Genomic DNA, 22870 nt, shown 5'->3' on the forward strand with positions numbered 1-22870 from the left:
ACCGCTGGAGCGGTGTCACGAGAGTGAGAGCGGGGTTCAGCGTTGCGGCGAACTCATTAGGACCTTCAATGCGCCCCGCTCCCGGCTGCGCCGGAAGGCGGCGGGCCCTTCTTCGAGCGGGTAGACGGAGTCAATCAGATAGGCGAGGTCGAGGGTCCCGGCGGCGAGTAGAGCCAACGCGCGATCGAATGGCCCACAGCGGGAACCCAAGAACCGCACCTCGTCCACCACGATGGAACTCAGGTCAACCTCCAGGGTCCCGCGATAGGTGCTCTTGAGTACGATGGTCCCGCGCGGGCGTACCGCCTGGCGGGCGAGTGCGAAACCGGTACCGGAGCCGGTGCATTCGATGACCACATCGAAGCCGGCCGGGGCGCTCGGCGGTGCGGTAAGCGTCGTAATACCGAGCCGCGCCAGGGGCGCGAGCTTGGATGGATGTCGACCCAGGACGGTGAGCCGGCAACCGGTGGGCGCCAGGGATTGGCCGATGAGTTGGCCGAGCTTACCATCGCCCACCACCAGAACATGGTCGGCCGGACTGAAGGCAATCTGCTCCTGGATCTCCAAGGCGGCGGCCAATGGCTCGGTGAAGACCGCCTGTTCGGGGCTGACACCGCCCGGAACCAGATGCAGATTGGCCGTGGGGACGGCCAACCGCTCGGCGAAGGCCCCGTGGCGGCCGTGAATGCCGATCGCCTGGCGGTGGGAGCAGTGCTTCGCGAGCCCTCGCCCACACAGCTCACAGTGCCCACAGGGAATATTGACCTCGGCGACGACGGTTTGACCGATCAGCTCCGGCGGCCCCGTCTCCACCACCCCGACAAACTCATGCCCAGGCACGCCGGTGAAGGCGTAGAGTCCGTCGACCAGCTGGTGGTCGGTGCTGCAAATGCCGCGCAACAGTGGCCGGACCAGCGCCTCATCGGGCCCCGCGATGGGCTCCGGGAGGTCGCGCCGCAGGGTGAGTATCCGATCGCCCAGCCAGAGCCCCAACATCGCTAGCCCCCCGGCCGCACCAGGCCACCCAGGCCCAGGGTCTCCAAGGTGTTGACCAGCAGCCGGCGCACCGCGGCGGCGTCTTCGCATTGCAGGGCGGCCTTGAGGACCTCGCGGGCGCGCGCCCGGCTGATGCTGCGGATGACCCGCTTGACCCGCGGCAGGCTGTGCGCCCCCATGCTCAGGCTGTGCACACCCAGGCCCACCAGCAGGATCACGGCTAGTGGATCGCCGGCCATCTCGCCGCACACGCTGACCTCGCGGCCATGCACCAGCGCCCCCACCAGGGTCTGGCTCAGCGCACGCAACACCGCCGGGTGCAGTTCGTCATAGAGCTTGGCCACATGGGAGTTGTTGCGGTCGACCGCCAGTAGGTATTGGGTGAGGTCGTTGGTGCCGATGGACAGGAAGTCGACCCGGCGCGCCAGGGCCTCGGCCTGGTAGACCGCCGCCGGCACCTCGATCATGACCCCGGTCGCCGGCATCCGGACCTGGTAGCCATCCTCCAACAGCTCATCGTGGGCGCGGCGCAGCAGGATCAGGGCCTCGTCCAGTTCGGTCACCGTGCTGACCATGGGGAAGAGTATCCGCAGATTGTCGAGCCCAACGGAGGCGCGCAGGATGGCGCGTACCTGCGTCAGGAAGATCTCCGGGTGGTCGAGCGTGATGCGGATGCCGCGCCAGCCCAGGAAGGGATTGGCCTCGTGCATCGGGAAATACGGCAGTGGCTTGTCGCCGCCGATGTCGAGCGTGCGGATGGTGACCGGCCGCGGCGCGAACATCTCCAACACCTTGCGGTAATTGGCCATCTGCGCCACCTCCCCGGGGAAGCTGTCGCGCACCATGAAGGGGAGTTCGGTGCGATAGAGCCCCACCCCGGCGCACTCATCCAGCCCTAAGGGCCGGTTCTCCGAGACCAGGCCGGTGTTGAGAAAGAGCGGCACCTCGAAGCCGTCGGTGGTCTCCGCCGGCAAATGGCGCAGGGCCTTCAATTCGTTGGTCATGGCCCGGTCGTGCTCGGCCATGCGCTGGTATTCCGCCCGCACCGCCGGCGCTGGGGCGACATAGACCCGACCGCGGTAGCCGTCCACCACCATGTCACGGCCCTCGGCCCGTCCGACCGGCAGGTCGGCGACACCCATGGCCGCCGGCACCCCCATGCCGCGCGCCAGGATGGCGACATGGGAGGACCCTGAGCCGCCGGTGGAAACCACCCCCGCCAGCAGCTCCCGCGGGACATCGGCGATCTGCATGGCCGAGATCTCGGCCCCCACCAGGATGGTCTTGGGCGGATACTGGATGGGTGCGGCCGCGAGGTTTTGCAGGTGGACCAGGATGCAGCGCCCGAGATCGCGCACGTCGGAGGCACGCTCGCGCAGATAGGCGTCCTCCATCTCGTCGAAGACCCGCGCATGCTCGGCGATGGTCTCGCGCAGTGCCCCCGGCGCCCAGTTGCCGGCGCGGATACGGGCCAGCGTGCCGTCGACCAGGGTGTCGCTCTCCAGCATCAGTCGCCAGGCATCGAAGATCGCCATGTCCTCGGCGTTGAGATTGGTCTGCGTGCGCGCCGCCAGGCGATCCAGGTCCGCGGCCACATCGCGCAGGGCGCCGCGAAACGCGTCCTCTTCGGACTGCGGGTTCTCGGCGCGCCGGTCGGGGATGGCGTCCAGGTCGGCCGGCGGGTAGACCACCACCGCGGTGCCGATCCCGATGCCGGGGGAGGCCGCCAGCCCGGGCAGGAAGCGTTGGGGGATGCCCTCGTCCTGGAGGCGCGCCAGTTCGCCGTTGGTGCGCGCATAGGTGATGGCGCCGGCGAGCTGCGAGGCCAGCGTCGCGACGAAGGTGACCTCGTCCTCCTGGTACTGTCGCTTTTCCAGTTGGCGCAGCACCAGCACCCCGAGCACCTTGCGGTTCTGGATGATCGGCGCCCCGAGGAAACCGTGGTAGCGGTCCTCACCGCTGTCGGTGATCCGCAGATAGCGCGGGTGGGCGCAAGCGTCGTCCAGGTTGATGGGCTCCGCCCGCTCGCTCACCAGCCCCACCAGGCCGCGACCCAGCTCGATGCGCACCCGCCCCACCGCCGCCTGTTGCAGGCCGTCGGTGGCCTGGAGGATGTGGCGACGGTTCTCGTAGTCGTTGAGATAGACCGAGCAGACGTCAGCCTTCACCGCCTCCTTGACCCGCCGCACGATGATCGCCAGGGCCTGTTCCAGATCGGGGGCATTGTCGACCTCTTGGACGATGCGACGCAGGGATTCGAGCATGCCGGGCATGGGCAACGGGTCCTTTTTTTTAGAAACGGATGAACGGGGGACGGGGATCGGTGGGGCCAGGTGTGGCATCGGCCGCGCGGCGGGCGCGGCCGCGCTGGCCCTTAGGCATCAGCGGCGCCGCTGGCGCAGAAAGCCGGTCGCACGAGCCAGTGCCTCGCTGCGCTCGGGGGTCCCTTCCGGGTAGAGCAGCGGCGCGAGCTCTTCGAGCGCCAGCTCATAGACGCGGCGCTTGAAGTAGACCACCTCGCGCAGGGGCTGCCAGTAGCGCACCCAGCGCCAGGCGTCGAACTCGGGTTTTTCGGTCTTATCGAGACAAAAGGCGTCCTCGGTGCAGTCCACCCGCAACAGGAACCAGACCTGCTTCTGGCCGATGCAGGTCGGGCCGCAGTGGCGGCGGATAAAGCGTCTTGGCAGGTGGTAACGCAGCCAACCCTGGGTCGAGCCCAGAATTGTGACATGGTGCGGTTGCAGTCCGACCTCCTCCTCCAGTTCGCGGTACATAGCCTGCGCCGGGGTCTCATCATTGTTGATGCCCCCTTGCGGAAACTGCCAGGCATTCTGACCGATGCGCCGGCCCCAAAACAGGCGGCGCTCCTCGTTGCTCAGAATGATGCCCACATTGGGGCGAAAACCATCGTGGTCGATCAAGGCACCACTCTCGGGCGTCTACATGCCGCCATTCTTCCACAACCGGCTTGCAAGCGGCAAGGAAAGGATTGCATAAGCAATTGCCGTTCAAAGGCTTTCCCGACGGTTTTCGGGACCCTGCGCGCGGCACCGCGGCACGCGCGCCCCCGAACGAATCTTAAGGCACAATGCACCCGACCCCGGCACCCCCGTCCCCGCCCGGGCGCGACGGCAAAAGGAGGAACCATACCATGGCCTTAGCGATTTTTGACCTCGACAACACCCTCATCGCAGGGGACTCAGATCACCTCTGGGGGGGCTTTTTGGTCGCCCACGAACTGGTGGACGGCGCGGCGTACGCCCGCGCCAACGATCGCTTTTACCAGGACTACCGCGACGGAACCCTGGATATCGACGCCTTCCTGCGCTTTGCCCTGAGCCCCCTGCGCGAGCACCCGCGGGACCTGCTCGAGGCCCTGCGTGAACGCTTTGTCGGTGAGGTGATTGCGCCGCTGATGCTACCCGCCGCCCATGACCTGATCGCCGAGCACCGCGCTGCGGGGGATACCCTGCTGATCATCACCGCCACCAACACCTTCGTCGGTGCGCCCATCGCGGAGCGGTTCGGCATCGCCCACCTGATCGCCACCGAGCCGGAGCAAGTGGACGGTCGCTACACCGGCGCGGTCGCGGGCATCCCCGCCTTCCGCGAGGGCAAGGTGCGGCGCCTGGATGACTGGCTCAAGGCCCATGGCGAGACCCTGGCCGGCAGCAGCTTCTACAGCGACTCACACAACGACCTGCCGTTGCTCGAGCAGGTGGACCGCCCGGTAGCCGTAGACCCGGACCCGCAACTGCGCGAGGCGGCACTGGCGCGCGGCTGGCCGATCATGTCGCTGCGGGGGTGAGCGGGCCTTGAAGACCGGGCTACCCGGGTTTGGATCGATGGCCGGTCCAGCTCGGGCGCCCCGTTCGGCCTCCCCTGGCGCTGGCCGCAGCACTCAGGCTGAGCCGTTATACCGACCATCGGCGCACGTGGCGCGCAACGCCTGACACCGGCGTGACAGCGTGCGGAATCACGAGCGGATGAATCTTCCTTGGCGCCTTGGCGTGAGCAACTTGCGGACTGCGCTTGACAGCAGATGCGCCGCCGGTACACCCGCCATCACGCCAACCGATAGCGCGCCTTCATATCCAGATACACCAGATTGGACACCGCGCGGATGGCGTTGCTGCGCCGGGTGATCCAGGAGTGGTAGTTGCCGGCGCTGTAGGGGCGCTCGATGATGCCGACGAAGATATAGGGCGCCCGCCGGCCGGAGTAGCTCGGCGCATCGATAATGCCCATGTCGCCGCACAGCTGCGAGGTCGAGCCGGTTTTGTCATAGACCCGCACCCCGGGCGGCATCGAATCCACACCCTGGCAGATGCGGTCGCGGTTGGGTAGGCTCATCAGTCCCTTCAGTTCGCCGCTGTATGGCAGGCGGTCCTGCCAGAGCGAGATGAGGAAGCGGGTGTAATCACCGGCCGAGGCAAGGTTATTAAAGGTTCGACCGGTGACCGGGATCTTCTCGACCACGCGCGTCTGTTGAAAGACCGCCGGGGCGTTGCTCTTCAGCACGACCTCCACGTCGCGTGGCCCGCGCCCGGACTGGTGGGAGCTCACCAGGTCCATGAGTCTGTTGGTAGCGGCGTTGTTGCTGTGCTGAATCGAGCGCTCCATGGTCTCGCGCACGTCCTCCGTGTAGCGGACCTGCCCGCGCGAGTTCTTGACCTCGAAGAAATAGGCCTGGGCAACGAATGGTTTGATCATGCTCGCCGCCTGGCGCGGGGCATCCTCGTTGATCGACAGGAGCTTCTTGCCCGCGTTGAAGTCATAGACCGACCAAGCGGTGCGCTCGCCCGGCGCGAGCAGCCCCTCGGCCTGCATGCGGTAGAGCAGTTCCTGCACTTGGCGCTGTAACCCGGAGCTGGCCGCGTAGTCGGCGCGGGCGAAACTCGGGGCTCCACACAGCAGGCCGGCCGAGGTGGCGGCCAGTGCCTCAAGGAACCGCCGCCGCGTCAGGAAGACATCCTGGTTGAACAGTTCCGGACGATCGCTGTCGCGCGTTGGTTCGTACATCATCGATTCCCCTCTCCGAAGTGAATAATGGCGCCGCCGCGGGCGCACGCTGATGCCGGTGCCCGGGCGGTCGTTCGGCGGTCTGAGCGGGAAGTACCTGTGAGGTCAGCGACGGTCAACTCGCTCGACGGCGGCAATCGGTGAAAAGAATAGGCGCACCTGCCGCCGATGGCAAGGGGTCCGTCAGTACAAAACTCCCACCAAGTCAGCGGTATCCGACGCCTATCTGAAGTCACACCGCAGCCGGCTGCGTGGCCTTGGCGGTGCGCTCAGTGGGGCGAATAAAAGATAACGGACACGATCAGGCCACCGATCAGCAACGTCCCCACGACGGCGACGTAGAGCCATGTCAGGCGGCGGCGGACCTCCTTCATCATCGCGTCCGAAATCCGTTGGGCCTGTGCCACGGCCCCCGCGGCGGCCTCGCTCGCCTCGCGCTTGGCGACCTCGGTGGTCTCGATTGTCTTGGCGGTGATGACCTCGTCGAGTGCCGCCCGCCGCTCCGCGTCGCGCTGCGCCGCGGTCGTGCCATCCGCAGAGAATTCCCGCAGGCATTGATTGACCAGGGCCATGATCTGGTCGCGCTCGGTCTCAAGCCCGACCCTTACCTTTTCAGACACGGCCTCCCCAATCAGTTGGGCGACGGCCGACTGACACTGCGCGGTGATGGCCTCGGTCTGAAGCCGCCGCGCCGCTTGACGCTCGTCGGCCAGGCGTGCCGCGATCAGTTCGCGGGTCTCCGCCGCTTGGGACTCGGCTTGTGCCTCGGTTTGCGACTGGATCAGTTTTCGGGTTGTCGCCAGCAGGCGCTCGTTGAGGTTCCGCTCCAGGTCCTGCATCAGCGGCTCGATCATGCCGGTCATACAGGCGTCGATGCGGTGCTCGATCAGTCGCACCAGTTCCGGGTCCAGGGCCAAGGTCCGCTCCGGCACGCCCAGGGAGACGGCGACCTGTGGGGCAGCCGGCTGGGCGACTGGTGTGGGCACTGCCTGAACCGTCGGCAGGACTTGATCGAGAGCGCTTTGCAAGCCGCTCAGGAGGTCGGGGAGCCGTTCCGCGGCCATCGACTTGGGCAGCACACCGACCGCACCGCGGCGTCGGGCGTCCGCCGCAAAGTCCGCTGCCTCATGGGAGGTACACATCACCACCGGGATCTGCGCGGTCCGGGGGTCCGCGCGGATGACGTCGAGGGCCTCAAAACCGCTGAGCCCGGGCATCATGTGATCCATCAGGATGGCATCCGGCAGGCTGCCCGCCAGAACCTGGAAAGCGGCCTCCGCGGACTCCGCGAGTTCGACCTCCACGCCCAGGCGCTGCAGCGCAAGCCGCAGGGCGTAACGGGCGGACTTTGAATCATCAACCAGCAGGATCTTCATCAGCCGCGGACCTCCCCATTACCCAACACCACGAATTTAAGTGAAGTCAACCCTTCCAGCCCCACCGGCCCGCGGGCGTGGAACTTGTCCGTGCTGATGCCGATCTCGGCACCCAAACCGTACTCGAAACCGTCGGCGAAGCGGGTGCTGGCGTTGACCATCACGGAACTGGAGTCCACCTCACGCAGGAAACGGCGGGCCCGGCCATAGTCTTGGGTGACGATGGCGTCGGTGTGGGCGGAGCCGTGGCGGGCGATGTGGTCCATCGCGTCATCGAGCCCGTCCACGACCCGGATGGCGAGGACCGGGGCCAGATACTCGGTGTCCCAATCCTCTGCGGTCGCGGGCTGCGCGTAGGGAACCACATCAAGGGTGCGCGGGCAGCCGCGCAATTCCACCCCGGCCGCGGCCAGGGCGGCAGCGATCGGCGGCAGGATGGTCTCGGCAACCGGGGCGTCTACCAGCAGGGTCTCCAGCGTGTTGCAGGTGCCGTAGCGCTGGGTCTTGGCGTTCATGACGATACGCAGCGCCATCTGCGGGTCCGCCGCGGCGTCGATATAGACGTGACAGATGCCGTCCAGGTGTTTGATCACCGGCACCCGCGCGTCGCGGCTGATGCGCTCGATCAACCCCTTGCCGCCGCGCGGGATGATGACATCGATACATTCGGGCATGGCGATCATGGCCCCCACCGCGGCGCGGTCGGTGGTGGCGACCACCTGGACCCCATCCGTCGGCAGTCCGGCCTGCGTGAGGCCAGCCCGGATGCAGGCGGCGATCGCCTGGTTGGAGGCCAAGGACTCGGAACCGCCGCGCAGCACGGTGGCGTTGCCTGACTTCAGACAGAGCCCGGCGGCGTCCGCGGTCACATTGGGGCGGGATTCGTAGATGATGCCGACGACCCCCAACGGCACCCGCATCCGCCCGACCTGGATACCGGAGGGCCGGTAGTTGAGGTCGGTGATGGCACCGATGGGGTCCGGCAGAGCGGCGATCTGACGCAGCCCCTCACACATCGCATCAATGCGCCCGGGGGTGAGTTCCAAACGATCCAGCATGGCCGCATCCAGGCCCTTGGCGGCCCCGGCGTTGAGATCGGCGCGGTTGGCGTCCTGGATGGCCGCGCGGTCCGCCTTGATGCGCTGCGCGATGGCCAGCAAGGCCGCGTCCTTGTCGCAGGTAGTAGCGCGGGCCAGGGCACGCGAGGCGGCGCGGGCGCGCCGCCCGAGGTCAGCCATATAGCCGGCGACATCGGCAATCGGGGTCTCGGTCATGGTCCTTCCGGTCTGCAATGGGCCAGTGCAGGGGGCCGCAAGCGACGCGCACCCGCGGAGTCTGTCGCGGGATCATATCAGTTTTCGGGTGGTTGGCGCTGCGGGGCGCAGCAGCGGCGATCGAACCTGCGCGCCGTGGCGGCGGTTCGTGACCTGGCGGCAGGGAGCCGGGCGGACAGGTTCACCCGCTTCGGCATCTTCCCGGGTGATTAACCCTAAGAACGGCAGTTGTCACACCAAGGCGCCAAGCTCGCCAAGGTTTTTCAGTCTGTTATCGGCGCCGGGCCATTCACCCCAACGGTGACTTGGCTGCCTGGGTTATTTGCTGTATTTCTTGGCGAACCTGGCGCCTTGGCGTGAGCAATTCCCGGATTTAGGTTAACCGGCGCTGGGTCCCGCATCCTGCGAGGCGACGGCGATCGCGGTCGGCCACTACCCGCGTCAGTCGTCGTCTTCTTTCTCTTCGTCCTCGTCCGCGTCACCGTCCTTGCCCTCGCCACGCTTTCCTGAACGGCCCTGGTGCCCGCCCTCTTTGTCGTCGCCGCTGCGGTGGCACTCCACACAGGCATCGAAATTGTAGATGCCCTCCTCCACATGCTTTTCGCGGATGCCGGCGCGTGAGTGCTCGTGGCAACCGTAACAGGTGTAGCGGGTGTAGTCGTTCCCGCGGTGACAGGTGATACAGGTGGTGTTGTGGTCCCCGTCCAGCCGGAAAAACCGGTCGTGATCGAAGGTGGCCGGGGTCCAGGCCTGCTGGTTATGGCATTGACCGCAGTTGCCGGTGAGCGCCTGGTGCAGTTCGTTCTTGGGCGCGCGGTGACAGCCGCTGCACTGTTCCAACAGGCTGCCCTGCAACAAGCGGTGCGAGAAGCGGGCGATCTGGCGGTACGGCCGCACCCCGCGGTGATCACTGTGGCAGGCCACGCAATCGCGCTCCACCAACCCCTGATGAAAGGGGGTGAGCTTGGCCGTATCGACAATCGGCAGGCCCTTGGTCGTCACCAGGCCGATTTCGTTGGGCCGGTGGCACTGTTGACAACGGGCCGGGCGGCTGCCGAGCAAGGGGGTATGGCAGGCGAAGCAATCATGCTCGAGCGCCGCGTGGGCCTTGATCAGGTGGCCGGGGGCGATCATCAGGTGCGGATAGAGCAGCACCAGCGCCAGCAGGACCACCAGATTGGCGGCCACCACATAGAAGACCCGCTGGCGGTTCATCGCCACTGCCAGAACACAAGAATGGAGAGGATATGCGCGAGCCCGAGCACGCCGAAGGCCAGCGTGATGGGGAAGTGGACGGTGCGCCACTGCTTCATCGCATCCACCGTCACCGTGTCCCAGAAGACCTCCTGCTCCACGGCCACCGGCGCGAGCCCGGCCGCCGCCTGCTCCGCCCGCTTGGCCGCCAGGTGGCGCCGCCCGCGCTCCAGCAGATATTCGCCCGTCATCCCGCTGAGCACCGTCACCAGGAGCGCGATCAGGGCCAGCCAGGGCAGGATGGCATAAACGTGGATGCCGGCATGCACCAGGATCATCAGCGCCCCCAGCCAGGTGAAGACCTCATGCATCCGCAGCAGGGTCTTGGGTCGGCCGATCGCGATGAGCTTACGCTTGCGCATCGAATAGAAGAACGAGAGCAGGATCAGCAGGGTGCCCGGGATGCCCAGATACCGTCCGACCCAGGCGAGTCCCAACAGGTGCAGGAAGACGTCGACGATGAGGGTCGCCAGCACCAAGGCCCCGAAGCGGCCGAGGAACGGCAGGACCTCGGCAGAGATGATCGATCGGTTCATGGTCAGGGGGACCCGCGATCAGAGTGCCAGTGTGAGATCGCCCTGCGCGGTACCGATGCACAGCAGGCAATGGCCAGACTCGATGCGGACCTCGGGCGTCTTGGCGTAAGCCACCTCGCCCGACTCGACGGCCGTCTCGCAGCAGCCGCAACTGCCGACCCGACAACCAGGGGCCACCGGGACGCCCGTCGCCTCCGCCAGGTCCAGCAGTGAGCCACTGCCCGGGGTCCAACGCGCCTGCCTACCGGAGCGACTGAAGTGGACCATCACCGGTGCGGTCGCGGGCGGCATCATCGGGGCGCCCGGCTCGCCAACCGCCGGTATCGCGGCGGCAACGCCGGATGCGGCCGGGGCCTGGACGGGAGCGGTCGTGGCGCGCCGCGGCAGCGGTGCGGCGGCCCGGGCCGCCCCCGATACCAGGGCCAGGTAGCGGCCGCGCTGGCGATAGAACCCCAGCAGTGCGAGCGTGAGCACCTGAGCGAGGATCGCGGAGCCGATGAAGAATGCAAGGGTTGCGGTATTCATGATTTGTAGGGTCTGCCTGCGGGTGTCATCCGGGCGAATCGGTACCGCCCGACCGTCCGGGCAGTGGCCCGGACCGGTGTTGCGTGCAAGACTATCCGCAGGGGTGTGAACGGAGTCTGACCATGACTGTCAGCGAATCGTCAGGCAGGGGCGCCCCCCTGGCCAATACACGCAAGGCCCCCAAATAGTGAGCAAGCGGTCATGCAGACCCACGCGCAGCTCGGCAGCGACGCGATCAAGCGGACCGGGCAGGGTGCCCCGCATTCGGTCGCTTCGATTAGCCTTTAGCGAATACCCGGTAATAATACTGTGATTGCGCTATTTTCCGATTATTTCGATCAAACGCCGGCCGCTCGCGACGCAGTTGGTTCTTGATAAACGGCAGGGGGATGTAATGTTCGGCGCAGCTGGTATCCATAAAGCTAAAGTCAGCGTTGTCGATCACGAACAATCCGCCTGATTTGACTTTCTGATGCAATAGCGCCACCTCCTCTTCAAACTGTCCAAACAGAAAGCCTTGGGCAGCTGAGTTGTCGCCGGTGGTGCGGTTTTCTGTCCGTTGCAAAACGGCCATACAAAACACCGCGTCGAAATCCTGCGCCGCGTCGAATTCGGGAGACAGCCGATGGAGGAAAGAAAAGCGCTGTTCCTTATACTTCTTTCGGCATTGCCTCAGGCTCCAGTCATTAATGTCAACACCGACAATCGTGGCCGCCGGAAAATAATGACCAAGGGTCTCGACCTCCTCACCGGTCGAGCAGCCAAAAGACAGTATCCGGGGCTTCTCGATTGATGACAAATAGTCGGCGCATGCTCTAAAAACAACAGGGTAACGATCGGGGGCGGTAAAGGTCGCTGACTGATGAAAGTGCTTGCCGAAGCGCAGCTTGGTCAAGGTCTCGGCGCGAAACCGACGGTTTGAGAAAAACTCAATTCCCAGAAGGCCTTGCCTGAGGCAGCGATACACGAACCGCCATCCGGCAAATCTGGAATGCTTGAGTTCTCTTATTCGCTCGCGCACCGACATGATATCTGATAAAGCCGAAGATTAAGATCCAAGCATAGCGTCGATGGGGCGGCGGCGAATGAGGTATAGCGCCACAGCAGCCACCTCATGGGCCGGAAATTCACCGCTGCACCGCGGGTAAGACGGTGATTCTAGACGCGCAGCGGGGACCCGACAAGCGGACCCGCGGGCACTGCGCTGCGCGCGCGAACGCGCCGGTGCCGCCGCACCGCGGCACAGGAAGCGCTTGCCGCACCGGTTGAAAAAGGTGCCGCGGCTCCAGATGTAGGCCGCATCGGTTGTTGTTTGTACCCCCGTGCGTCAACCCATTCGGAGACTCCAGCATGTTTACCCGGACACCCCGCCGCACCACCCTCATCGCCGGCATGGCCGCGGCCCTGAGCGCCGGGCTTTACTGCACAGCGGCGCTCGCCGAACGCACCCCGGCCACCCCGGGCGCCCAAGTCTACATCATCACCCCCAAGGACGGCGCCACCGTACCACAGACCTTCAAGGTCCAGTTCGGGTTGGTCGGCATGGGCGTCGCCCCCGCCGGGATTGACCTGCCCAAGACCGGGCACCACCACCTGCTGATCGACGCCGCCGAGTTGCCGCCGCTCGATCAGCCCTTACCCAAGAGTGTCATCCATTTCGGCGGCGGTCAGACGGAGACCCAGGTCACCCTGCCGCCCGGCCCCCACACACTTCAACTCATCTTGGGGGATAAGAGCCACATCCCCTTCGACCCGCCCATTGTGTCCGAAAAGGTCACCGTCACCGTTCAGTAGCGGGCAGGCAGGAGTAAGCCTTGGACAGCCTAGCAGATGCAACTGATCGCCCCGCCGGATTGCTGTTCGGGCCGGGGCCGGCCGGGGCCTGGGACGACGAGCGGGTCTCGGGGCCGCGGGTGCTGCGCGCAGCGGACGGAACCTGGCGGATGTGGTACTACGGCCGCGACACCCGGTTTGATCGCGAGATCAACCTGGCAAGCGGGCGTTGTGGTCTCGCGCAATCCGCGGACGGTCTGACCTGGCAGCGGGTACCGGGGCCGCTCACCGGCGGATCGGTCTTCGAGGCCCACTCGGACCCCGCGCGGTTCGATTCCGCCCATGTCGGCGGGAGCGACGTGCATGAGCACGACGGCCTCTACTGGATGTGGTACCTCGGCGGCGACCACAGTCGCCAGCAGTTCGGGCAGTTTGCAGTCAAGGGCATGAACCTGCGTCCCGGCTGCGCGATCTCGCGTGACGGCCTGCATACGAGGGCGTCACTGCCGATGGCCATCGCTCGATCGGACTCGCGTCCTCGCGCGATGCGGTCCATTGGGTCAGACGCCCCGGCCCTGAGACCAACGGTTCCATCTTCGCCCATGCACCCAGTGGCTCCGGGCGCTGGGACGCCTACATGGTCGGCACGCCCTGCATCGTGCCGATGCCCGACGACAGCTTTAGCATGTATTACGTCGGGGCGATCGAGACGGCCAGCGGCTTCACCGACGAGATGGCCATGCGCCACCAGATCGGACTGGCACTCAGCGACGGACCCGATTACACGGTTTGGCGGCGCTGGTAGCGGCCGGCGAGCCCGTTTTTCTATGGTTTGTATCAATCACGGTGTTGTCAGGTGCACGGCGACAAGGCTACTGTTAGCGTCTTTGCTGCGATAAGTCGGTGAGTGTTGCCAATGAAAGTGATCGAGATACGTGAGACCGGCGGCCCCGCGGTCCTGCGACTGACAGAGCGTCCCCGTCCCGAACTAACTGGTCCGCAAGACATTCTGGTGCGGTTGATGGCCGCCGGCGTGAACCCGGTCGACACCAAGATCCGCACCCACGGCGCGCTGCTGCCCGCCGGGTTGCCGGCCGTCCTGGGCTGCGACGGGGCGGGCGTGGTCGAGGCAGTCGGCGCGGACGTGACCCGCTTCAAGCCCGGCGATGAGGTCTGGTTCTGTCACGGCGGGTTGGGCGGCCCGGTCGGCAACTATGCCGAATATATCTGCCTCGACAACCACCTGGCCCAGCCCAAGCCGCGCGCGCTGACGTTCGCGCAGGCCGCCGCCGCGCCCCTGGTGCTGCTGACCGCCTGGGAGGCGCTAAGCGACCGGGCGGGCCTCACCGCCGGTCAAACCGTGCTTGTCCACGCCGGGGCCGGGGGTGTGGGCCATGTGGCGATCCAACTCGCCCGCATCGCCGGGGCACGGGTCTGCACCACGGTGAGCGGCCCGGAGAAGGCCGATTTTGCCCACTCGTTGGGGGCCGAGTACTGCATCAATTACCGGGAGGAGGACCTGGTCGCGGCGGTGATGCACTGGACCGGCGGGCACGGGGTGGACGTGGCGCTGGACACGGTGGGGGCGGCGTGTTTCCGTCAGAGCATCCCGGCCATGGCCCACTACGGCAATCTGGTCACCATCCTGGACCCCGGGCCGGACCTGGACCTGAAAGAGGCGCGCGTGCGCAATCTGCGCCTGAGCCTGGAACTGATGCTCACGCCCCAATTGCGCAACCTGCCGCGGGCGCTCACCCACCAGGGCGAGATCCTGCGCCGCTGCGGCAAGCTGATCGACAACGGGGAGCTCAAGATCCACGTCTCGCAGACCTTCCCCCTGGCCCAGGCCGCGGCGGCCCACACCCTGATCGGGGCCGGCCACGTGACCGGCAAGCTCGCCCTGACGATGGATTGAGCAGCGCACGCCGGGCACCGCCCGCGCGCGACCCGGGAAGCCGATGCAAGACGACCGCTGGACTCGACATGACGGATGCCACACCGACCAAGCCAACGGACGGTCACGACGACCAGGTGCGGGTCGCGATCCTCGCGGACACCCACGGCTGGGTGGATCCGCGGGTACTCGCGGTGGTCGCCGACTGCGACCTGGCGATCCACGGCGGGGACATCGGCAATGCCGCGGTCCTCGCCAGACTGCGGCCGCGCCGCGGCCTCATCTATGCGGTGCGGGGCAACAATGATCACCCGATCCAGTGGCCGGCCGTGGACCAGGCGCTGCTCGCAACCATTCCCACACACACCCGGATCGACCTGCCGGGCGGCACCCTGGTGGTGGTCCACGGCCACCGGACCCCGGCGCGGGTACGCCACGAGCGGCTGCGCCACCGCTTCCCGGACGCCCGCGTGCTGGTCTACGGCCACAGCCACCGCCTGGCGTTGGATCAGGACACCCTGCCCTGGGTCCTCAACCCCGGTGCCGCCGGGCGGACCCGCACCGACGGCGGCCCCTCCTGCCTGATGCTGACCGCCACCACCGGGCGCTGGGAGGTCACGGCACTGCGCTTCCCGCCGCTGCCTCGTTAGCCTGAATATCTCACGCCAAGGCGCCAAGCTCGCCAAGAGGACGAATCACATGATTTTCAATGTGCGTGATGCGCGGGTCTTGCGGCGACTCTATCTCCTGGCGGCGGCGACCGGCTTGCTCGGGTTTACCCTGGTCGCCCAGGCCGTCACCATACTCGATACGACCTGGCGCGAAGAAGGTGGCACCAAGCGTCAGCCATGGGCGGGCTTTGGCGCCCATCTGCGCTTGGCAGCGCAGCCGCAATTTCGCGCCGTACTCGCCTTTGCCAGCGATGACGAGACCTGGGGCGAGGCGTCAGGTACCTGGATCGGCAACGATGAGGACCACGCCTACATCCTGACCGCGGCCCATATCTATGAGCGGCCAGCCGATCCGGAGGCCTATGCGATACGCTCGCCGGATGGCGCCATCCATCATCCCGACCGGATTTGGGTGCATCCGCAGTGGAACGGTGATGCCGACACGCGCACCGGTTGCGATTTTGCACTCGTGCGGCTGCCCGACCCGTTGGCCGATCTGGGACCACCGCCCGTCCTGTACAGCGGCCACGCAGAAGCGGGAAAACTGATAACGTTCATCGGCTTCGGTAGTCGCGGCATCGGCTCGACCGGCGAACAGGAGCGTTTCTACCACGGCTCCGACAAGGCCGCCGCTCAAGGCGTTGCCGATGAGTGGGTCGATATCGTCAAGCCACTGCCCCGCAACGGTGAAGCCGGTAACTATATCGGCGTCTATCTGCCGAAGGAGGACGGCAGCATTCCCAATCCTTACGGCGGCGCGAGCGAGCCGGCAACGCGCCTGGTGGGACTCTTAGGCTCGGGCGACAGCGGTGGCTCCGCCTGGATGCAGGTACAGGAAAGCTGGGTGATGGTGGGGGTCAACTCCGATGGTTCGGGGACCGCCAGCTATGGTGACTCGTCCTGGTTTGCACGCATTGCACGACAGCAATCCTGGATATCCGGCATTTTCCCTGGTGCGCATTTTTCAGAATAAGCATCCATCGAAGAGGATTGACAACAGCCCATGGCCGACACTCGCCCGAAACCCCCAAAATCACTCCTGCGCCAGGTCGGCCGTGCCATCGCGGATTACCGCATGATCCGCGAGGGCGACCGCCTCCTGCTCGGCGTCTCCGGCGGTAAGGACTCGCTGTCGCTGTTGCAGATCCTGCGGCACCTGCAAACCTATGCCCCGGTGCGCTTTGAGCTGGCGGTGCTGACCGTGGACCCGGAGGTACCGGGCTTCGACCCCTCGCACCTACCGGGCTGCTACCCCGATATCACCTGGCACTACATCCGCCAGCCACTGATCGCGCAGGCGCGCACGCACATGAACGGCGACTCCTTCTGCGCCTACTGCTCGCGGATGAAGCGGGGCATCATGTACCGCATCTGCCGGGAGCACGGCTACAACTGCCTGGCCCTGGGCCAGCACTTGGACGACCTGGCACAGAGCCTGCTGATGTCCATCTTCCACAACGGCCAGTTGCGCACCATGAAGGCACACTATGTCAACACGGTCGGGGATGTGCGCATCATCCGCCCGCTGGCCTATTGCCGCGAGCGCCAGACCACGGACTATGCCCGCGCGGCGGCCCTGCCGGTGGTAGCGGACAGTTGCCCTGCCTGTTTCACCATGCCCACCCGCCGCGAGCACATGAAGGCGCTGCTGGCGCGCGAGGAGGTCGGGCAGCCCAACCTCTTCGGCAACCTGCTGCACGCCATGCGACCCATCATGACCGAGGGGGGACTGCCGGATGACGCGGGGGCTCACCCATGAGGGCCTTGATCACCGTTCCGGCCACTGGTCGAGGCCTTTTTGCCGGTCCGGCGCGCAAGCGCCACTGATTTCTCTTGGATATGTCGGAAACTCGCCCACGGCCCCCAGCGCGAGGTCGAGGTCCTGCACGACCAGTTGCTCGCCGCCTTCAATGCCGACCCGAGCCTGACCCCGCGCGACCGCATCGTCATGGTACCGGACATCGACGCCTATGCACCCTACATCCAGGCGGTGTTCGGGTTGCTCGATCGCAGCGATCCGCGCTTCATCCCCTACAGCGTCGCCGACCAGGGCCAGCGCGCCACCGATCCGCTGGTCCAGACCCTGGCGACACTGCTAGCCCTGCCCCAGTCGCGGCTCGCGGTGAGCGACCTGCTCGACCTGCTGGATGTCCCGGCCCTGCGTCGGTGCTTCGGGATCGACGCCGATGACCTGCCGCGGCTGCATCGCTGGGCGCGGGGCGCCAACGTCCGCTGGGGCCTCCATGCCGAGCAGCACGCGAGCCTCGACCTGCCGCCCCAACCCGAGGCGCAGACCCAACACACCTGGCGCTTCGGTCTGCGACGAGGCCGCGCTCACCCAGCTGCTGCCGCTGTCGATCGTCGGCGAGTATTGGCTGTCGCGGCTCGACGCGGGAAGCCTCTCGCAGCGCTTCTTTGCCGGCGCCGTCACCCTCGCCACCCTCATGCCCATGCGCGCCATCCCCTTCCGTCAGGTCTGCCTGCTCGGCATGAACGACAGCGACTACCCGCGCCAACGCAAGCCCATGGATTTCGACCTCATGGGCCGGGACTATCGGCCGGGCGACCGCTCGCGGCGCGAGGACGACCGCTATCTCTTTTCAAGACCTTTTTCCGTCAACGACTCGGCGTCTATTTCGAGGACGATGAAGGCCCCGGCGAGGACCAGGAACCCTTTGCACTGGATGGGCTGGAGCGTTGGCAACTCCAGAACGAATTGATCCACGTCCAGGCCGCGGCGCTGGCGCGGGATGAGACGATCGAGCCCGCCCGTGCCGAGCGGATGGATCGCATCCGCCGCCGCGGCGACCTGGCCGCCGGGGCCTCTGGCGAGGCCCTCGCCGCGGAGTTGGTCGCCCCCATGGACGACCTGTTCGAGCGCTATCAAAAGGCGCTCGCCCGCTGGCCGCGCACCATTGAGGAAGAGGCGCCGATCCGCTTTGAGGCCGCGGACGCGCAATTGCCGCCGCTAGCGGACTGGCTCGGCGGACTACGCATCGATGCGGCCGGCGAGCGGGGCCGGGTAGTGCTGGAGTCCAGCGATCTGGTCAAGGACAAGCAATACCGCGCAGAAGTCATCATCCGTCACTGGGTCATGCATCTCGCCGGGCACCTGGCCGGCGCGCCACTCACCACCCAGGTCATCAGCAAGGTGGGCGATGTCGAGCTGAAACCACTCACCATCGAGCAGGCGCAGGCGCTCTTGAGCGATCTCCTGACCGCCTGGCGCGCGGGCATGCGCCAACCGCTGCCGCTCACCGCCAAGACCGCCTTTGCCTGGCTCAAGACCGGCCAGGAGTCCGCCGCCCGCAAGGTATACGAGGGTGCCGACCCACAACGCGGCGAGGTAGAGACCGACGCCTATCTGGCGCGTGCCTATTCGGGGTTTGACTCACTCTGCGCCGACGGCGCATTTGTCCATTGGGCCGAGACTCTGCTGCGACCGCTCTTTGAGGCGCTGCATACCAAGGAATAGGCGCCGGCGCTCCCGGCGCGGAGCGCCTGGGAGCGCCGACATTCTGCCGACCAACCGCCGCAGGCGGTTCGCGGTTTCGCGGTGAATCGCAAAGGGCCTTGTTTTCGCGAGGATCCAACGGCGCTTCGCGCCGTCGCCGACAGACTGTCGGCGCTCCCAGACGCGGCGGGGTTTGGTGTCTGCGAATACTTGCTAAGTCTCTGGATCGGTGTCACGAGAGGCCGGATGGCCGGATGGCCGGAGTTATGATCAACGCCACGACTCAGGTATCTCGGGCTCCCCTGTGACCCCTGCTGCCCATGGCCGACTCAACCCAGCCACTCGACCTTGGGCATCAGCTCCAGCGGTCCGGCGCGTTTGGCAAGTCGGCGGTCGAAGGTGACGAACGCGCTTGCGTGCTGGCTGCGGGCGAGGTGCAGTGCATCAGCGAAATCGAGTCCGGAATCGAAGGCATCCAGTGCGGCGATGACCGCGGCACGGTCTTCGATCAAGATGTGCCCGATGCCCGTCAGGGCGCGCAGTACCCGCGCAACCTCGGAGCGTGGCAGGTCATAGAAGCCGCGCATGACCCACTCGAACTCCAATAGCACCGTGACTGTGATCAAGGCGGGTGCTGACATGGCTGTCACGGCAACCGGACGTTGCAGAGCGGCTTGCGCGTCGTCCGGATCATCAATGAAGAACCGGGCCAAGACGTTGGTATCGAGCGACTTCACGAACGCTTGCGCGCCGTCAATGTCGCCGGGTCGAAGTCTTCCAGACGGCGCGGAACGCCCCGTGACGGTGCCGTCACCAGACCGGCAAGCCCAGTGAGATCGACACTGGGCTCGGCGCGGACCACGCGCAGTCGCAGTCCGTCGCCCTCCTCCAGCAATTCGAGTTGTGTGCCGGTACCCAGGCCCAAGCGCCGACGTAGCGCAGCTGGCAGTTGGATCTGACCTTTGCAGGAAACGACGACGGTGGTCATAGGCGGTTCTCGCGGGATATCTCGATCAGAGCAAGGGCGCTCGTGAAACATATCGGGATCGGTGTGACGGATCAAGGGCCGGAGGATACGGTGAGGCACGTAGCGCACTTTCGGGGGGCAACCTGCTCCTCAACGCCCAGCTTCCACCGGCAACGGCCCCTTGATCTGCGTCCGGCCAGCAGCCGTTGGGGAGTCCAAGGCTTCAGCCTTGGTCCTGTCCATCCAAGGCTGAAGCCTTGGACTCTGGCCCCGAGGTGGCCGAAACGACGACCAAGGCCCATTCCGGCCTTGATTGTCATTCCGACCGGGACGCAGCAATCCGGCGCCACGGACGGTAACCTCTCGGCCGCCGCGGGCTCCCAGACTATCGCGGACTGGCCGAAACGACGATCAAGACTCTCGCGCAGCATCCGAAAAATGGTCTACACTTCACCTCCAACAGCCTCCTTAGCCACGCCTGCGGAGCCTCACGAATGCCCAGTTTAGGTCCCACAAACGGAAAACGGGGACCGGAAAACGGGGACAGACAACGAATACGCGAAAAGGAGCCAGGCTCAATTAATTTGTTTGCCGCCAGCTGGATTTTATTGAGCCTGCCCCCTTATTCCCTCTGCATTTCCAAGTCTAGCTTTATCGCATGTTGTTCACACGAAACACATCCGCCCTTACCGGGACCCAAGTCGAATACTGCACGATGGAGGAGAATGGGGTCAGAGGAGAATGGAGAGGAGAATGGGGTCAGGTCTTGCAATCAAGAGAGGAGAATGGGGTCAGGTCTTGCAATCAAGAGAGGAGAATGGGGTCAGGTCTTGCAATCAAGCATTCTCGAGAGGAGAATGGAGAGGAGAATGGGGTCAGAGAGGAGAATGGGGTCAGGTCTTGCAATCAAGCATTCTCGAGAGGAGAATGGAGAGGAGAATGGGGTCAGGTCTTGCAATCAAGCATTCTCGGGTTGGTGCGTCATTGCAAGACCTGCCCCCCGATCCTTTGTGACCCCGATCCCCAATCCCCGCACCCGGGGTAGACCGCGGTTTCCCTCCGCCCCCTGCCCCGGCAGCAACCTACACAAAGATGGCCTAACCGTGCGTCGCTCGCCGCGCGTCCGGGTTAAGGCTAGGGTTGCAGAAAGTACGTCGCAGACGCACAATTTGGTGTGCTAACAATTTACGAAACCGACACATTTGTCGCCGAAGCGGAAAAGCTCTGGTCTACAGAAGAACGACTTGAGTTTTTCGCCTGGATCGCTGCCGACCCGGAGGCTGGTAACGTTATACCGGGAAGCGGCGGTTGCCGAAAGGTGCGATGGTCACGGCCCGGGATGGGCAAACAAGGAGGCGTCAGAGTCATCTACTTCACGCACCGTGAAGCTGGCGAGTTGTGCATGCTGCTCGTCCACCCCAAAGCCGTGCGGGATAACATCCCTGGACACATTCTTAAAGAAATCCGCAAGGAGATTGAAGATGACCGTTCGTAAGGTAAAGGACGTTGTGCCGACGGGCGAGGAAATCGGCCTAAAACTACTCCAATCTGTACGCGAGATGAAAGCTCGAACCTTCGCGCGCTCCACCGAAATCGACGTTAACGATGTCGTTCAGGCGCGCCAAGGCACTGGTCTGTCGCAATCCGAATTTGCTTCAGCACTCAACATTTCAAAGCGAACACTCCAAGAGTGGGAGCAAGGACGCAGAACGCCATCTGGTGCCGCGCAGGCGCTGATTCGCATCGCACGCAAGCACCCAGAAGTCGTGCGCGAAGTTCTCGCATAAAAAGCTCAACCTCAAGCACATCATGCCGGACTGAAGCGCATGTTCGCGTTTTACCCCCGGATGGCTAGGCGAAATTCTGGCTGACTCCAACGGTACGCTTGGGAGTTTCGGTGGAGTTTCGGTGACAGTTTACTTCATTCAGCGTCGCGCCAAACCTGAGTTAGATATGCTGTCCCCGGAAATCCCTGACCTGACCGACCCGAGCATGCGCCTACCCAACGCCGACCGAGCCTTTGTCGACCTTCAGAAGCTACGGGAGTACTGTCTGAATCCGGCGCATCCCCGCGGCCAGCACAAGGCCCGGGTCTTCGCCTCCGCACTGGGCATCACTGCCCGCGAAGCAGCCTGGCTGCGCACCGCCTTTCTGCGCGCCGCGTGCACGCATGACGCGACGGCCGGCGAGGCGGATGCTATGGTCGGCGCTATCATTTGGATAGCTCAATTGACGGTCCAAAGGGAGCCGCGGCAATCCGAACCACCTGGATCGTCAGAACCGGAGAAGACTTCCCCCGGCTCACCAGCTGCTAGGTCCTGTGATCGATCGGGAGCCCCCCATGACCCAACCCATTAAACCTTTCGATGTCGTTGCCCTCACCGGCGATCTGCCCGAGCGCGGTCTGCTCACGGGGCAGGTCGGTACCGTAGTGGAGTCCCTCGGCAAGGACGTATTCGAGGTCGAATTCATCGACGACGAGGGTCGGACCTATGCCCTGACGGCTATCGGCGCCGATCGGCTCCTGGTGTTGCGCTACGACTTAGCGCAGGCAGCTTCGGGGTAATCGGGCGGTACGCCGGGATAGAGTATGAGGGAAAAGGAGAGAAAAAGGGGCTAGCCTCAATTAAATTAGAGCGGTAGCTCTCCCTCGGGGGGCGATTCGTCGTCTTTTCGCCGCTTCGGGCGCCCGCGCTTCTTGAGTTCGCGCCGCTGACCAGTCGCTGCTTCGATCTGGGCGTAGAACCGTTGATTCCCAATGGGCTGATTCTGGTTCAACGCCATTCGGGGTTCGTTGATCGGTTCATCGTCCAGGCCGGTGACAAACAAGTCTCGGTAGGCCTGTTGCCGAGCGACGGCGCCATTGCCCAAAGCCGTGTACAATTCATGTGGCGACAGGATGCTGTTTGTAGCTGTGGTTGATATAGTGCACGTACTGGCACCCCACGGCGATAATGACCCGCTGAATCGATGCAGCGCTTGCGGGCGTGACCAGCAAATGGACGTGGTTGGTCATAAGAACTTAGGCGTGCAGCGCGCAACGCTCGCGTGCCAGCGCCTCGCCGAGCCACTGCAGGTAGGCATGGTAGTCCTGTTCGTCGAAGAAGCACGGCTCACGATTATGTCCC

General features: G+C 65.2%; 23 protein-coding genes and 1 pseudogene. 12 read left to right on the forward strand and 12 right to left on the reverse strand.

The window, feature by feature from the left end; all coding sequences use genetic code 11:
- Positions 1 to 36 precede the first annotated feature (36 nt).
- From QZY44_RS00360 to QZY44_RS00370, 3 genes are all read right to left on the reverse strand, one after another.
- Positions 37 to 996, reverse strand: a complete 960-nt coding sequence (locus QZY44_RS00360) for an alcohol dehydrogenase catalytic domain-containing protein (protein WP_295440625.1) — start codon at positions 994 to 996, stop codon at positions 37 to 39.
- Between the two features lie 2 nt (positions 997 to 998).
- On the reverse strand, positions 999 to 3260 hold the full coding sequence (gene ptsP / locus QZY44_RS00365; protein ID WP_295440675.1) for a phosphoenolpyruvate--protein phosphotransferase: 2262 nt from the start codon (positions 3258 to 3260) through the stop codon (positions 999 to 1001).
- 117 nt (positions 3261 to 3377) lie between these two features.
- Positions 3378 to 3917 (reverse strand): RNA pyrophosphohydrolase, encoded by a 540-nt coding sequence (locus QZY44_RS00370; RefSeq protein WP_295440627.1) that lies wholly within the window; start codon positions 3915 to 3917, stop codon positions 3378 to 3380.
- Between the two features lie 230 nt (positions 3918 to 4147).
- Here QZY44_RS00370 and QZY44_RS00375 point away from each other — a divergent pair, with 230 nt between their 5' ends.
- Positions 4148 to 4804, forward strand: coding sequence for an HAD family hydrolase (locus QZY44_RS00375; protein ID WP_295440629.1), 657 nt, complete (start codon positions 4148 to 4150; stop codon positions 4802 to 4804).
- Positions 4805 to 5061: 257 nt separating this feature from the next.
- Here the strand turns inward: QZY44_RS00375 and QZY44_RS00380 are convergent, their stop codons facing one another.
- From QZY44_RS00380 to QZY44_RS00410, 7 genes are all read right to left on the reverse strand, one after another.
- Positions 5062 to 6021, reverse strand: coding sequence for a serine hydrolase (locus QZY44_RS00380; RefSeq protein ID WP_295440631.1), 960 nt, complete (start codon positions 6019 to 6021; stop codon positions 5062 to 5064).
- Positions 6022 to 6287: 266 nt separating this feature from the next.
- The gene (locus QZY44_RS00385) at positions 6288 to 7394 is read right to left on the reverse strand and encodes a response regulator (protein ID WP_295440633.1); all 1107 of its coding nucleotides are present in this window, start codon (positions 7392 to 7394) and stop codon (positions 6288 to 6290) included.
- Complete coding sequence (locus QZY44_RS00390) at positions 7394 to 8668, reverse strand: glutamate-5-semialdehyde dehydrogenase (protein ID WP_295440635.1); 1275 nt, start codon at positions 8666 to 8668, stop codon at positions 7394 to 7396. Before QZY44_RS00390 ends, QZY44_RS00385 begins: the two co-directional genes overlap by 1 nt.
- 441 nt (positions 8669 to 9109) lie before the next feature.
- Positions 9110 to 9883, reverse strand: coding sequence for a class III cytochrome C family protein (locus tag QZY44_RS00395; RefSeq protein WP_295440637.1), 774 nt, complete (start codon positions 9881 to 9883; stop codon positions 9110 to 9112).
- Positions 9880 to 10458 carry a hypothetical protein gene (locus tag QZY44_RS00400; protein ID WP_295440639.1) on the reverse strand — a complete coding sequence of 193 codons (579 nt, stop codon included), beginning with the start codon at positions 10456 to 10458 and terminating at the stop codon, positions 9880 to 9882. Before QZY44_RS00400 ends, QZY44_RS00395 begins: the two co-directional genes overlap by 4 nt.
- An 18-nt stretch (positions 10459 to 10476) precedes the next feature.
- On the reverse strand, positions 10477 to 10983 hold the full coding sequence (locus QZY44_RS00405) for a 2Fe-2S iron-sulfur cluster-binding protein (RefSeq protein ID WP_295440641.1): 507 nt from the start codon (positions 10981 to 10983) through the stop codon (positions 10477 to 10479).
- 277 nt (positions 10984 to 11260) lie between these two features.
- Positions 11261 to 12010: a class I SAM-dependent methyltransferase gene (locus tag QZY44_RS00410; RefSeq protein WP_295440643.1), complete on the reverse strand. Its 750-nt coding sequence runs from the start codon at positions 12008 to 12010 to the stop codon at positions 11261 to 11263.
- Positions 12011 to 12333: 323 nt separating this feature from the next.
- On the opposite strand from QZY44_RS00410, the gene QZY44_RS00415 reads away from it, so the two are divergent.
- From QZY44_RS00415 to QZY44_RS35560, 7 genes are all read left to right on the forward strand, one after another.
- On the forward strand, positions 12334 to 12777 hold the full coding sequence (locus QZY44_RS00415) for a DUF4399 domain-containing protein (protein ID WP_295440645.1): 444 nt from the start codon (positions 12334 to 12336) through the stop codon (positions 12775 to 12777).
- Positions 12778 to 13393: 616 nt separating this feature from the next.
- Positions 13394 to 13561, forward strand: a complete 168-nt coding sequence (locus QZY44_RS00420) for a hypothetical protein (protein ID WP_295440647.1) — start codon at positions 13394 to 13396, stop codon at positions 13559 to 13561.
- Between the two features lie 111 nt (positions 13562 to 13672).
- A complete protein-coding gene (locus tag QZY44_RS00425; RefSeq protein ID WP_295440649.1) occupies positions 13673 to 14671 on the forward strand; it encodes a zinc-dependent alcohol dehydrogenase family protein in 999 nt (332 codons plus the stop codon).
- 68 nt (positions 14672 to 14739) lie between these two features.
- Positions 14740 to 15300: a metallophosphoesterase family protein gene (locus tag QZY44_RS00430; RefSeq protein ID WP_295440651.1), complete on the forward strand. Its 561-nt coding sequence runs from the start codon at positions 14740 to 14742 to the stop codon at positions 15298 to 15300.
- A 49-nt stretch (positions 15301 to 15349) separates the two neighbouring features.
- Positions 15350 to 16294: a hypothetical protein gene (locus tag QZY44_RS00435; protein ID WP_295440653.1), complete on the forward strand. Its 945-nt coding sequence runs from the start codon at positions 15350 to 15352 to the stop codon at positions 16292 to 16294.
- Between the two features lie 30 nt (positions 16295 to 16324).
- Positions 16325 to 17080, forward strand: a complete 756-nt coding sequence (locus QZY44_RS00440) for an ATP-binding protein (RefSeq protein WP_295440656.1) — start codon at positions 16325 to 16327, stop codon at positions 17078 to 17080.
- A gap of 39 nt (positions 17081 to 17119) precedes the next feature.
- Positions 17120 to 18796 (forward strand): hypothetical protein, encoded by a 1677-nt coding sequence (locus tag QZY44_RS35560; RefSeq protein ID WP_365302867.1) that lies wholly within the window; start codon positions 17120 to 17122, stop codon positions 18794 to 18796.
- Positions 18797 to 19104: 308 nt separating this feature from the next.
- On the opposite strand, the gene QZY44_RS00460 is transcribed toward QZY44_RS35560, so the two are convergent.
- Both QZY44_RS00460 and QZY44_RS00465 read right to left on the reverse strand, forming a co-directional pair.
- Complete coding sequence (locus QZY44_RS00460) at positions 19105 to 19512, reverse strand: type II toxin-antitoxin system VapC family toxin (RefSeq protein ID WP_295440660.1); 408 nt, start codon at positions 19510 to 19512, stop codon at positions 19105 to 19107.
- Positions 19509 to 19763 (reverse strand): AbrB/MazE/SpoVT family DNA-binding domain-containing protein, encoded by a 255-nt coding sequence (locus QZY44_RS00465; protein ID WP_295440663.1) that lies wholly within the window; start codon positions 19761 to 19763, stop codon positions 19509 to 19511. Before QZY44_RS00465 ends, QZY44_RS00460 begins: the two co-directional genes overlap by 4 nt.
- 1153 nt (positions 19764 to 20916) lie before the next feature.
- Here QZY44_RS00465 and QZY44_RS00470 point away from each other — a divergent pair.
- From QZY44_RS00470 to QZY44_RS00480, 4 genes and pseudogenes are all read left to right on the forward strand, one after another.
- A complete protein-coding gene (locus QZY44_RS00470) occupies positions 20917 to 21237 on the forward strand; it encodes a transcriptional regulator (RefSeq protein ID WP_295440665.1) in 321 nt (106 codons plus the stop codon).
- Positions 21224 to 21529: a helix-turn-helix domain-containing protein gene (locus QZY44_RS00475; RefSeq protein WP_295440667.1), complete on the forward strand. Its 306-nt coding sequence runs from the start codon at positions 21224 to 21226 to the stop codon at positions 21527 to 21529. Before QZY44_RS00470 ends, QZY44_RS00475 begins: the two co-directional genes overlap by 14 nt.
- A gap of 205 nt (positions 21530 to 21734) precedes the next feature.
- Positions 21735 to 22057, forward strand: a pseudogene (locus tag QZY44_RS35565) (DUF6883 domain-containing protein).
- A gap of 26 nt (positions 22058 to 22083) precedes the next feature.
- Positions 22084 to 22308: a DUF4926 domain-containing protein gene (locus tag QZY44_RS00480; RefSeq protein ID WP_295440669.1), complete on the forward strand. Its 225-nt coding sequence runs from the start codon at positions 22084 to 22086 to the stop codon at positions 22306 to 22308.
- The last annotated feature ends 562 nt before the right edge of the window (positions 22309 to 22870 follow it).

It is taken from the genome of uncultured Thiodictyon sp. (assembly GCA_903837595.1).
GTDB lineage: Bacteria > Pseudomonadota > Gammaproteobacteria > Chromatiales > Chromatiaceae > Thiodictyon.

Excerpts from the sequence above, each read along its gene's own strand:
- ptsP (WP_295440675.1), bottom strand. The coding sequence starts at position 3,260 with ATGCTCGAATCCCTGCGTCGCATCGTCCAAGAGGTCGACAATGCCCCC.
- QZY44_RS00395 (WP_295440637.1), bottom strand. The coding sequence starts at position 9,883 with ATGAACCGCCAGCGGGTCTTCTATGTGGTGGCCGCCAATCTGGTGGTC.
- QZY44_RS00435 (WP_295440653.1), top strand. The coding sequence starts at position 15,350 with ATGATTTTCAATGTGCGTGATGCGCGGGTCTTGCGGCGACTCTATCTC.
- QZY44_RS00405 (WP_295440641.1), bottom strand. The coding sequence starts at position 10,983 with ATGAATACCGCAACCCTTGCATTCTTCATCGGCTCCGCGATCCTCGCT.
- QZY44_RS00440 (WP_295440656.1), top strand. The coding sequence starts at position 16,325 with ATGGCCGACACTCGCCCGAAACCCCCAAAATCACTCCTGCGCCAGGTC.
- QZY44_RS00420 (WP_295440647.1), top strand. The coding sequence starts at position 13,394 with ATGGTCGGCACGCCCTGCATCGTGCCGATGCCCGACGACAGCTTTAGC.
- QZY44_RS00360 (WP_295440625.1), bottom strand. The coding sequence starts at position 996 with ATGTTGGGGCTCTGGCTGGGCGATCGGATACTCACCCTGCGGCGCGAC.
- QZY44_RS00475 (WP_295440667.1), top strand. The coding sequence starts at position 21,224 with ATGACCGTTCGTAAGGTAAAGGACGTTGTGCCGACGGGCGAGGAAATC.
- QZY44_RS00375 (WP_295440629.1), top strand. The coding sequence starts at position 4,148 with ATGGCCTTAGCGATTTTTGACCTCGACAACACCCTCATCGCAGGGGAC.
- QZY44_RS00430 (WP_295440651.1), top strand. The coding sequence starts at position 14,740 with ATGACGGATGCCACACCGACCAAGCCAACGGACGGTCACGACGACCAG.
- QZY44_RS00415 (WP_295440645.1), top strand. The coding sequence starts at position 12,334 with ATGTTTACCCGGACACCCCGCCGCACCACCCTCATCGCCGGCATGGCC.
- QZY44_RS00465 (WP_295440663.1), bottom strand. The coding sequence starts at position 19,763 with ATGACCACCGTCGTCGTTTCCTGCAAAGGTCAGATCCAACTGCCAGCT.
- QZY44_RS00380 (WP_295440631.1), bottom strand. The coding sequence starts at position 6,021 with ATGATGTACGAACCAACGCGCGACAGCGATCGTCCGGAACTGTTCAAC.
- QZY44_RS00480 (WP_295440669.1), top strand. The coding sequence starts at position 22,084 with ATGACCCAACCCATTAAACCTTTCGATGTCGTTGCCCTCACCGGCGAT.
- QZY44_RS00425 (WP_295440649.1), top strand. The coding sequence starts at position 13,673 with ATGAAAGTGATCGAGATACGTGAGACCGGCGGCCCCGCGGTCCTGCGA.
- QZY44_RS00400 (WP_295440639.1), bottom strand. The coding sequence starts at position 10,458 with ATGAACCGATCGATCATCTCTGCCGAGGTCCTGCCGTTCCTCGGCCGC.
- QZY44_RS00385 (WP_295440633.1), bottom strand. The coding sequence starts at position 7,394 with ATGAAGATCCTGCTGGTTGATGATTCAAAGTCCGCCCGTTACGCCCTG.
- QZY44_RS00410 (WP_295440643.1), bottom strand. The coding sequence starts at position 12,010 with ATGTCGGTGCGCGAGCGAATAAGAGAACTCAAGCATTCCAGATTTGCC.
- QZY44_RS00390 (WP_295440635.1), bottom strand. The coding sequence starts at position 8,668 with ATGACCGAGACCCCGATTGCCGATGTCGCCGGCTATATGGCTGACCTC.